At 68.1% G+C, this 6,865-nt stretch carries 5 protein-coding genes; 1 reads left to right on the top strand and 4 read right to left on the bottom strand.

The annotated features are described in order from the left end of the window. The 4 genes from SJH88_RS18060 to gltS all read right to left on the bottom strand — a co-directional run. Positions 1-503, bottom strand: a 503-nt coding sequence (locus SJH88_RS18060) for a hypothetical protein (protein ID WP_274755271.1), incomplete at its 3' end; no start/stop codon positions are given. Positions 504-701: 198 nt separating this feature from the next. Then, positions 702-1,826 (bottom strand): LD-carboxypeptidase, encoded by a 1,125-nt coding sequence (locus SJH88_RS18055; RefSeq protein ID WP_420921757.1) that lies wholly within the window; start codon positions 1,824-1,826, stop codon positions 702-704. Between the two features lie 58 nt (positions 1,827-1,884). Then, entirely contained in the window at positions 1,885-3,285 is a 1,401-nt protein-coding gene (gene tadA / locus SJH88_RS18050; RefSeq protein ID WP_420921756.1) for a tRNA adenosine(34) deaminase TadA, read from the bottom strand. A 33-nt stretch (positions 3,286-3,318) separates the two neighbouring features. Next, positions 3,319-4,539, bottom strand: a complete 1,221-nt coding sequence (gene gltS / locus SJH88_RS18045) for a sodium/glutamate symporter (protein WP_274755270.1) — start codon at positions 4,537-4,539, stop codon at positions 3,319-3,321. 182 nt (positions 4,540-4,721) lie between these two features. On the opposite strand from gltS, the gene SJH88_RS18040 reads away from it, so the two are divergent. Next, the gene (locus tag SJH88_RS18040) at positions 4,722-6,725 is read left to right on the top strand and encodes a peptidase U32 family protein (protein WP_274755269.1); all 2,004 of its coding nucleotides are present in this window, start codon (positions 4,722-4,724) and stop codon (positions 6,723-6,725) included. Positions 6,726-6,865 lie beyond the last annotated feature (140 nt).

Raw genomic sequence — 6,865 nt, 5'->3', positions numbered from 1 at the left:
AGCCGCAGCCCGCCCGCCACAGCGCCCTCACGCGGTCGCGGCGCGGCGGCCTGCCGGGCTAAGCGTCTGGCGACTGCGGCGTGCGCGGCGGGAATGCCACGCGCCATGCGCGCGTGGTACACGGTCAGGCGCGACAGCCCCAGCTGCTGCGCCACCTTGGCGTCCGAGGCCGTGCCCAGCAGGGCCACGGCTTGCGGGGTCCAGACAAAGCCCGCCCCCTGCTGCTCGGACCGCGAGGCCACGCCCAGCTGCTGGCGCCTAGCCACCACACTGGCCTTGCTCAGCCCCCAGCGCCGCGCCAGCTCGGCATCGCTGTCGGTGCCCAGGGCGGCTTCCATCTCGGGCGTCCACTGCACATGGCCGAAGGCCGGAATGCCCAGGGCGTTGCGCTTGAGGTTCACGGTCTTGGCCGTGGTGCCCCAGCGTTCGGCCAGCACGGCATCCTTGTCGGTGCCCAGCTGCGCCAGCATCGCGTCCGTCCATTCCAAGGCGGCTTTGCCCATGGCTTTCCTCTTTAACCCATCACAAGCCCAATCAGGCTCCAACGCTGATACAGCAAGCGCTGACAGCTACGAAAACAATCTCTTGCCGGGGCGCATTCCGCCTGCCCCACCCGGACCCGGCATGGCACACGCCGCGCACGAGCGCCGGCCGCCGCCACCTGCCCCCTGGTGCGCCCCCGGCGTGGGGGCCGTGCGCCCTCAGTGCGTGTGGCCCCAGTAGATCAGGGCATCGCGCCCTTCGACCGACAGCGACACCGGCGCGCCCACGGGCAGCAGCACCTTGGTGGCCACATGGCCGTACGGCAGGCCTTGCAGCACGGGAATGCGCAACTGGCTGCGCAGCCAGTCGATGACGCTTTGCAGCTTGTAGCCCTTGTCGTGCGGGGTCAGCTTGAACTCGGTGAACTGGCCGAACACGATGGCCTTTTGCTGGGCCAGCACGCCGGCGTGCAGCAGTTGGGTGAGCATGCGCTCGATCTTGTAGGGGTGCTCGCCCACGTCCTCCAGGAACAGGATGCCGCCCTGCACTTGCGGGAAATAGGGCGTGCCCAGCAGCGAAACCAGCACGGCCAGGTTGCTGCCCCACAGGGTGGCGCCGCCATCGACGTAGAAATCCTCGGGCACGGCGCCCGCCGGTTGCTTGGGCATGCGCCAGCCGGCCCCTTCGCCATGGCCGTAGAGCAGGTCGTCAAAGCAGTCCTGCAGGATGTCGTCCACCCCGTCCTTCGGGCCAAAGTCGGCGATCAGCGCCGGCCCGGCCCAGGTGGTGGCGCCGGTCTGCGCCAGCAAGGCGTTTTGGAAGGCGGTGAAGTCGCTCAGGCCGACGAACTGCGTGCCACGGGCAATGCTCTGCGCCACGGCGGCGTAGTCGATGCCAGGCAAGATGCGCGTCAGCCCATAGCCACCGCGGCTGATCAGGGCCACATCGGCGCCGCTGGCCGCTGCGCGGTGGATGGCGGCGATACGCGTGGCGTCGTCACCGGCAAAGCGCAGGTGGCTGCTCAGTGCATCGGTGTCCACCTCGACCTCGTGGCCCTGGGCCTGCAGGCGCTTGATGGCGCGGCGGAACGCGGCCTTGTCGCGCACCGCGCCCGAGGGGGAGTAGACGTAGATGTGCTTGGGCCCGTGGCTGTGGTCGTGGCCGCAGCAGTCCTCGCCCGGGGCATGGTGGTGGTGATCGTGGTCGCACTGCGCGCCGTGGGCATGGGCCTCGGCGTGGTCATGGCCGCAGCCCGCCTGCCCGCCGCAGCAGGCAGGGTCGTGATCGTGATCGTGGTCGTGTGCGGGCGTGGCGGGGGTGTTCTTCTTGGTGGAATGCGCCAAAGCGTTCCATGCCACCAGGGGGTGGCATGCTCCGTAGATGGGTTGGGGGTCGGTCTGGCTAGACGGGCGTCTTCGCTGTAGGCCCAAAGTATTCCATAGCCCACTGCACGCTGGCTGCCGCCTGCGCCGGAACCAGAGGCGGCACTGGGGTCTGTACCAGCGCCTCCGGGTGCTGCGCCAGGGCCGGCACGGCGGCCAGCCAGGCCTGGCGCCAGGCCGGCTCCGGCACCAGTGGATGGCTGCGGCTGTGGCTGATGCGACAGCGCCCCTGCGCCAGCCAGCCGGCCAGCAGCGCCTGCGGCACGGGCGGCAGCTGTGCCTGCACCCGGGGCCAAGCCTGGAGCGCGGCACGGTGCCCCGGCTGTGCAAAAGGGATAGCTAGTGGCGCAGACCCACTCTGCGCTGAAGGCCCAAAACCCGCTTGCTCCATGCCCTGGGCCACGTCCCAGCGCGGCTTGCGGGCTGCGGCCTGCAGCCATGCGGCCAGGGCGGGCGGTGGACTGGCATCGGGCCAGGCATCCATCAGCCAGGCCCCCCGCCAGCGCCCGGGCAGGGCCTGGGCCACGGCCAGCCCCAGGCGGGCGCCATCGCCCGCGCCCAGCAGCACCACCTGGCGCAGGTCCAGGTGCTCGACCAGCTCCTGCAGCACCTGGACGTGCCAGGCGGCGCTGTGGGCCTGCTCGCGCTTGGGCTGGTCGCTACGGCCAAAGCCCGGCAGATCGGGCACCACCACGCGGTGGCCGGCCTGCAGCAGCCCCGGCAGCCCGTGAGCAAAAGCATAACCCCAGCTGGCGGCGCCATGCAGGCACAGCCAGGTCACCGGGGCATCGTGCGGTCCTTCGTCCACCACGGCCATGCGCAGGCCCGCCAGGGATGGCAGGTCGCTGCGCCACTGCGGGGCATAGGGCCAGTGCGGCAGATCGGCGAACGCACCGTCGGAGTGGCGCAGCGCCGTGTCCTTGAGCGGGTGCTTGGCCAGGGCCACCGCTTTGTGCTGCGCCCGGCGCTGCTGAAAGAATTGCGCCAGCACGGCCGCGCACTCCTGCGCCAGCACACCGCGCTCCACCCGGGTCTGGTGGTTGATGGCGGGATAGCCAAACACATCGAGCACCGAGCCCGCAGCCCCGGTCTTGGGCTCGGCCGCGCCGTAGACCACAGCCTCCACCCGCGCGTGCAGCATGGCGCCGCTGCACATGGTGCAGGGCTCCAGCGTCACATACAGGGTGCAGCCATCGAGCCGGTAGTTGCCCAGGCGCCGGGCAGCGTCGCGCAGGGCCAGGATCTCGGCATGGGCGGTGGGGTCGCCGCTGGCCAGCGGCGCATTCGCGCCCTCGCCCACGATCTGCCCGTCCTTGACGACCACCGCGCCCACCGGCACCTCGCCGGCGGCGGCGGCTTGCTGCGCCAGACGCAGGGCATGGCGCATCCAATGGGCGTGGTCAGGGCGGGCAGCATTCATAGGCGCGCATTATCCCGTGGCCCGGGGCCGGGCTCAGCCCAGCAGCTTGATCAGCGTCTGCAGGAACACCGCATTCAGCAGGTCGATGAAGAAGGCCCCCACCATGGGCACGATCAGGAACGCCTTGTGCGATGGACCGTACTGGTTGGTGATGGCCTGCATATTGGCCACGGCCGTGGGTGTGGCACCCATGCCGAAGCCGCAATTGCCCGCGCACAGCACGGCGGCGTCGTAGTCGCGCCCCATGGCGCGAAAGGTCACAGCAGCCACATAGACCAGCATGGCCACCGTCTGGGCAGCCAGGATCACCACCAGCGGGCCGGCCAGATCGGCCAGCTCCCACAGCTTGAGGGACAGCAAGGCGATCGCCAGGTACAGGGACAGTGCCGCATTGCCGAACACATCGATGGCGCGGTCAAACACCTGGAAGCGGAACACATAGTCCAGCGTGTTGCGGATCAGCACCCCGCCGGCCAGTGCCCAGACGAAGGTCGGCAGCTGGAACGCCATGCCGGCGGTCACCCCCGTCATCAGTTGGGCGAAGGCCAGGCAGCCGGCAAACAGGGCCAGGGTTTCGATGGTCGCGTCGGTGGTGATCAGCCGCGTCTTGCGCGGCGACTCGAAGTTGTACGCCGCCGCATCCACCAGGCTGTCCGCACTGCCGGGCGCCGCGGGCGGGCCCTGCAACTGGTGGCGCCGGATCAGCCACTTGGCCAGCGGCCCGCCGACCAGCCCGCCGATCACCAGGCCGAAGGTGGCGCAGGCCATGCCCAGGGTCATGGCGCCTTGCACGCCGTGTTCGCGCTCCAGCACGCTGCCCCAGGCCCCGGCGGTGCCGTGGCCGCCCAGCAAGGTCATGGAGCCGGCAATCAGTCCCACCAGCGGGTCCAGCCCCAGCAGGGTCGCCAGGCTGACCCCGACGGCGTTCTGCACCCCGATGAACACCGCAATCACCACCAGAAAAATGAGCAGTGCGCGCCCGCCCTCCTTGAGTTTGGAGAAGTTGGCACTCAGACCGATGGAGGAAAAGAACACCAGCATGAAGGCCGTCTGCAGCTCGCCGTCGAAGCTCAGGCGGTAACCCAGCACGGCATACAGCAGGTAGCACAGGGCCGCGGCCACCAGGCCGCCGGCCACGGGCTCCGGAATGTTGAAGTTGCGCAGCCACCGCAGGTGCCCCACCAGCCACTTGCCCAGCAGCAAGACGATGACGGCACTAATCAGGGTGTAGTAGGTGTTGAAGTGCAGGTCCATGGCGGCCTCGACGGCAAAAAGATGCTGGGGAAAGTATGCCCTCTCCGCCGCCCGTCGCGACAGCCCTGGCGCCAGGACCCGCGCGCAGGCGATGCCCGCGCAGCCCCGGACGCCAGCGCAGGGCCACGGCAATACCCCCCGCCAGCCACCAACCAGGGCGGTGCGGGGATAATTCGCCCCCTATGTCTCTCCTGCCCCACCAACTCGAACTCTTGTCCCCGGCACGCAATGCCGAAATCGGCATCGAAGCCGTGAACCACGGTGCGGACGCCGTCTACATCGGCGGCCCCGGCTTTGGCGCGCGCGCCACGGCAGGCAATGAGACGCGCGATCTGGAGCGCCTGGTCCAGCACGCCCACCGCTTCGGCAGCCGCATCTTCATCACGCTCAACACCATCCTGCGCGACGATGAACTGGAAGGCGCGCGCAAGATGGCCTGGGACATGTACCACATCGGCGCGGATGCGCTGATCATCCAGGACATGGGTTTGCTGGAGCTGGATCTGCCTCCCATCCAGTTGCACGCTTCCACACAAAACGACATTCGCACGCCCGAGAAGGCCAAGTTCCTGCAAGACGCGGGCTTGAGCCAAATCGTGCTGGCGCGCGAGCTGGACTTGAAGCAAATCAAGGCCGTGCACGATGTGCTGGACCCGCACACCACCATCGAATACTTCATCCACGGCGCGCTGTGCGTGGCGTATTCGGGCCAGTGCTACATCACCCACGCCCACACGGGCCGCAGCGCCAACCGCGGCGACTGCAACCAGGCCTGCCGCCTGCCTTATGAGGTCATGGACGACAAGGGCCGCATCATTGCGCACGAGAAGCACGTGCTGTCGATGAAGGACAACAACCAGACCGACAACATGCGTGCGCTGGTGGATGCGGGCGTGCGCAGCTTCAAGATCGAAGGCCGCTACAAAGACATGGGCTATGTGAAGAACATCACGGCCCACTACCGCAAAATCCTGGACGAGATCATCGAAGAGCGGGAGTTCTCGGACATGCCGCTGGCGCGCTCGTCCTCGGGCACGACCACCTTCACCTTCACCCCCGATCCGGACCAGAACTTCAACCGCGAGTTCACCGACTACTTCGTCAATGGCCGCAAGGACGACATTGGCGCCTTCGACACGCCCAAGACCCCCGGCCGCGCCGTGGGCTGGGTCACGCAGGTGGGCGACAAGTGGTTCGAGTTCGAGAGCCACGACAAGGCCGCCGTCTTCAACAACGGCGACGGCCTGTGCTACTACGACCTGCAAAAGGAACTGGTGGGCGTGCACATCAACCGCGCCGAGAGCGTGCATTCCAAAAAGGGCATCTGGCGCGTTTTCCCCAAGGACCCGATTGCCGGCTTCAAGGACCTGCGCAAGGGTCTGGAGGTCAACCGCAACCGCGACATGAACTGGGTGCGCATGCTGGACAAGAAGTCCAGCGACCGCCGCATCGGCCTGTGGGCCGAGTTCCGGGAAACCGCCGACGGCTTTGCGCTGACGCTGACCGACGAAGACGGCTGGGTGGGCCAAGCCACGATTGCGCAGGAACACCAAGCCGCCACCGATGCCAGCAAGGCCGAAGCCACGCTGCGCGAGCAGCTGGGCCGCTTTGGCGCGTCGATCTTTGCGGTGCACGACATCAGCCTCTCCATCACCCAGCCCTGGTTTGTGCCGGCCTCGGCCCTGAACCAGCTGCGCCGCGATGCGCTGCAAGCGCTGGAAGCCGCGCGCGCGGCCGGCTTGGTGCGCCTGCCGCGTGCAAAACCGGTCGAGCCCCCCGTGCCCTTCCCCGAAGACACGTTGAGCTACCTGGCCAACGTCTACAACCAGAAGGCGCACGACTTCTACGTCAAGCACGGCGTGAAGGTGATCGATGCGGCCTACGAGAGCAAGGAAGAGCTGGGTGAAGTCAGTCTGATGATCACCAAGCACTGCGTGCGCTACTCCATGAGCCTGTGCCCCAAGCAGGCCAAGGGCGTGATCGGCGTCAAGGGCACGATCAAGGCCGAGCCGCTGCAGCTGATCAACGGCAAGGAAAAGCTGACCCTGCGCTTTGACTGCAAGCCCTGCGAGATGCACGTGGTCGGCAAGATGAAGCCCTCGGTGCTGAACCAGCATGCCAAGGAAATGCAAGAGTTCCCCATGCAGTTCTACCGTACCCGCCCTGCGCCCCAGGCCAAGGCCTGAACCCGACGGGGCTGGGGCCTGCCTGCCAGCGGCGTTGAGGCTGGCGCGGGCCCGGTGAAAACTCAGTCCGCCGACTTGCGGGACGGTGCCTGGAACAGGGCCGGCCCACCCGGGGCCGGACGCTGCGCCCCGCCAGCCGG

Origin of the sequence: Comamonas sp. GCA5 (genome assembly GCF_036541385.1) — a bacterium.
Lineage (GTDB): Bacteria > Pseudomonadota > Gammaproteobacteria > Burkholderiales > Burkholderiaceae_C > Comamonas > Comamonas aquatica.
The sequence above is the reverse complement of the archived record's forward strand: the minus strand, read 5'-3'. Positions and strand labels throughout refer to the sequence as shown.